Origin of the sequence: Pseudomonas sp. RW407, from assembly GCF_003176655.1 — a bacterium.
GTDB lineage: Bacteria > Pseudomonadota > Gammaproteobacteria > Pseudomonadales > Pseudomonadaceae > Pseudomonas > Pseudomonas delhiensis.
Map to the genome: position 1 here is coordinate 1 of NZ_QGSL01000001.1, position 2,924 is coordinate 2,924.

At 65.5% G+C, this 2,924-nt stretch carries 2 protein-coding genes; one reads left to right on the forward strand and one right to left on the reverse strand.

Translation table 11 applies throughout. The features are described from left to right. Positions 1–38 precede the first annotated feature (38 nt). Positions 39–1,532 (forward strand): aldehyde dehydrogenase, encoded by a 1,494-nt coding sequence (locus DK254_RS00005; RefSeq protein WP_089392125.1) that lies wholly within the window; start codon positions 39–41, stop codon positions 1,530–1,532. Positions 1,533–1,622: 90 nt separating this feature from the next. Here DK254_RS00005 and DK254_RS00010 read toward each other — a convergent pair whose 3' ends face one another. After that, the gene (locus DK254_RS00010; RefSeq protein WP_109931384.1) at positions 1,623–2,825 is read right to left on the reverse strand and encodes an ISL3 family transposase; all 1,203 of its coding nucleotides are present in this window, start codon (positions 2,823–2,825) and stop codon (positions 1,623–1,625) included. Positions 2,826–2,924 lie beyond the last annotated feature (99 nt).

Here is a 2,924-nt window from a genome sequence, read left to right on the forward strand (position 1 = left end):
CGATAGCCGCCGGGACAACTCAACAAGAGGCAACCGCAATGCTCGCTTCCCTGCCCATCAAGCCCGAATCCCGCGCCTTCCTGCAGCGCGCGCCGAAGATGCTCATCGGTGCCGATTGGACCGGTGCCGCCGATGGCGCCCTCATGGACCTGCGCAATCCGGCCACCGGCGAAGTGCTCTGCCAGGTGCCCTCCGCCAGCGCCGCCGACGTCGACCGCGCCGTGCGCGCCGCCCGCCAGGCCTTCGACGATTCGCCCTGGAGCCGCATGCGCCCGCGCGAGCGGCAGAACCTGCTGTGGAAGCTCGCCGACCTGATGGAGCGCGACGCCGACCTGCTGGCCGAGCTGGAATGCCTGAACAACGGCAAGAGCGCCGCCGTGGCGCGGGTCATGGACGTGCAGCTGGGCATCGACTTCCTCCGCTACATGGCCGGCTGGGCCACCAAGATCGAAGGCGCCAGCGTCGACGTCTCCATGCCGCTGATGCCCAACGACGACTTCCACGGCTTCATCCGCCGCGAGGCCGTCGGCGTGGTCGGCGCCATCGTCGCCTGGAACTTCCCCCTGCTGCTGGCCTGCTGGAAACTCGGCCCGGCCCTGGCCACCGGCTGCAGCGTGGTGCTCAAGCCGGCCGACGAAACCCCGCTCAGCGCCCTGAAGCTGGCCGAACTGGCCCTGGAGGCCGGCTACCCGGCGGGCGTGTTCAACGTCGTCACCGGCACCGGCATCAACGCAGGCAGCGCCCTCACCCACCACCCGCTGGTGGACAAGCTGACCTTCACCGGCTCCACCGCCGTGGGCAAGGAAATCGGCAAGGCGGCCATGGACAACATGACCCGCGTGACCCTGGAGCTGGGCGGCAAGTCGCCGACCATCGTCCTCGCCGACGCCGACCTGAACAGCGCCGCCGCCGGCGCCGCCCAGGCCATCTTCTTCAACCAGGGCCAGGTGTGCTGCGCCGGCTCGCGCCTGTACGTGCAGCGCAAGCACTTCGACAACGTGGTGGCCGACATCGCCGGCATCGCCAACGGCATGAAGCTGGGCAACGGCCTGGACCCGAGCGTGGACATGGGCCCGCTGATCTCCGCCCGCCAGCAGCAGCGCGTGCACAACTACATCGAACTGGGCCGCGAGAAAGGCGCCACCATCGCCTGCGGCGGCGAACAGTTCGGCCCCGGCTACTTCGTCAAGCCGACGGTGATCGTCGACGTGGACCAGAAGAACCCGCTGGTGCAGGAGGAAATCTTCGGCCCGGTGCTGGTGGCCATGCCCTTCGACGACATCGACGAAGCCATCCGCCTGGCCAACGACAGCCCCTACGGCCTGGGCGCCAGCATCTGGTCCAACGACCTGGGCGCAGTCCACCGGATGATCCCGAAGATCAAGTCCGGCTCGGTCTGGGTGAACTGCCACAGCGCACTGGACCCGGCGCTGCCCTTCGGCGGCTACAAGATGTCCGGCCTGGGCCGCGAAATGGGCGCCGCCGCCATCGAGCACTACACCGAGGTGAAATCGGTACTGATCCGGCTGTAACGCGAAAAGGTCCTACCTCGCCGGCGCGTTCCCCCCTGCGCTGGCGTTTCCATCCCCTGGCTGCGCGAGTGGTCGGGGGATTTTTTTGGTTCATCGCGCTTTCCCGGGGAAGGCGGCCTTGATTTTCAGGAAGAAGTAGGCGGAGTCCCTGAAGCCATAGGCCATGCGCTTGATCACCTTGATGCGGTTGTTTACCCCTTCCAGCAGGCTGGTGTGCATGGGGAAGCGAGCGCTGGCCAGGATGCCTCGGACGTATTTGCGCAGATTGCGAGCGAAGCGTTGCAGCGGGGCCAGGCCACTGTCCCTGGCGTGGCGCAACCAGTCCCGCCAGCGGCGCCAACCCTCCCGCACGCTGGGGGCGTACCAGATTTCCTTGAGCGCATCCTTGAGCACGTAGACCGTGGCCAGTGGCTGGTTGGCCTCGAGGATTTCCTGCAACTGCACGGCTTGCTGATCCTTGAGGTTTTCGCGATTGCGCAGCAGCAACCAACGACTCTGCTTGATTACCTTGCGTGCCGCTTTGTCCTGGCGTAGCGCGTTGGCCTGATCGACACGGATGCGGTCGATCACCTCCCGGCCATAGCGAGCCACCACGTGGAATAGGTCGTAGACCACTTCGGCACGGGGGCAATGCTGTTTTACTTCCAGATCGAAGGCGGTGTTCATGTCCATCGCCACGGCCTCGATTTGCTGGCAGCGCTCACCGAGCAGTTCGAAGAACGGCTGAATCGCCTCGCGGCTGTTGCCATGCCCGACCCACAGCACGCGTGTCCGCTGCGCATCCATGATCACGGTGGCGTAACGATGTCCTTTGTGAAGAGCGAACTCGTCCATCACCAGGCGGCGAACGTCACCCGGCTCGAAAGCACCGACTGCGGCCTCTAGACGACGTTTGTCGAGCTGCTTGAGCGTGTGCCAATGCAGACCGACGAGGCGACTGACGTGACTGATGGGCAGTAATTGCAGCAAAGCCTCGAGCCAGATGCGCAAGCGCTGGGTCAAGCGCGACGCTGGCTCCAGCCAGTCGATCCGCTCGGTCACCCGACCACAGCGCAGGCAGTCGACGCGGCGCACCGGCAGTTGGAGCAGGACGCGCTGGTCGAACAGATCGCGATCACGCACCCGGCGAATCCGCCGTTCGTGGATTAATGGACTGGCCTGACCGCAGCGCCCGCATTTGGGGACAGCGCTGGCGTGAGGCTTGAGCTCGATCAGCAGGGTGCTGTCGGCAGATGGGTGGCAGGCGATGACTTCGTAGCCTGGCCAGAAAGCAGCAAGATCAATAGGATGCACGGCGACAGCAGGGGGTGGGGGTTGGTTCGTTTGGCGACTGCCAATCTACCCGCTTCCCTGACTGTCAATCCGCTCTTTCCCCAGACTCCGCGAAGAACC

Bases quoted from the DNA above. Each gene is read 5' to 3' on its own strand.
- DK254_RS00005 (WP_089392125.1), top strand. From the start codon at position 39: ATGCTCGCTTCCCTGCCCATCAAGCCCGAATCCCGCGCCTTCCTGCAG.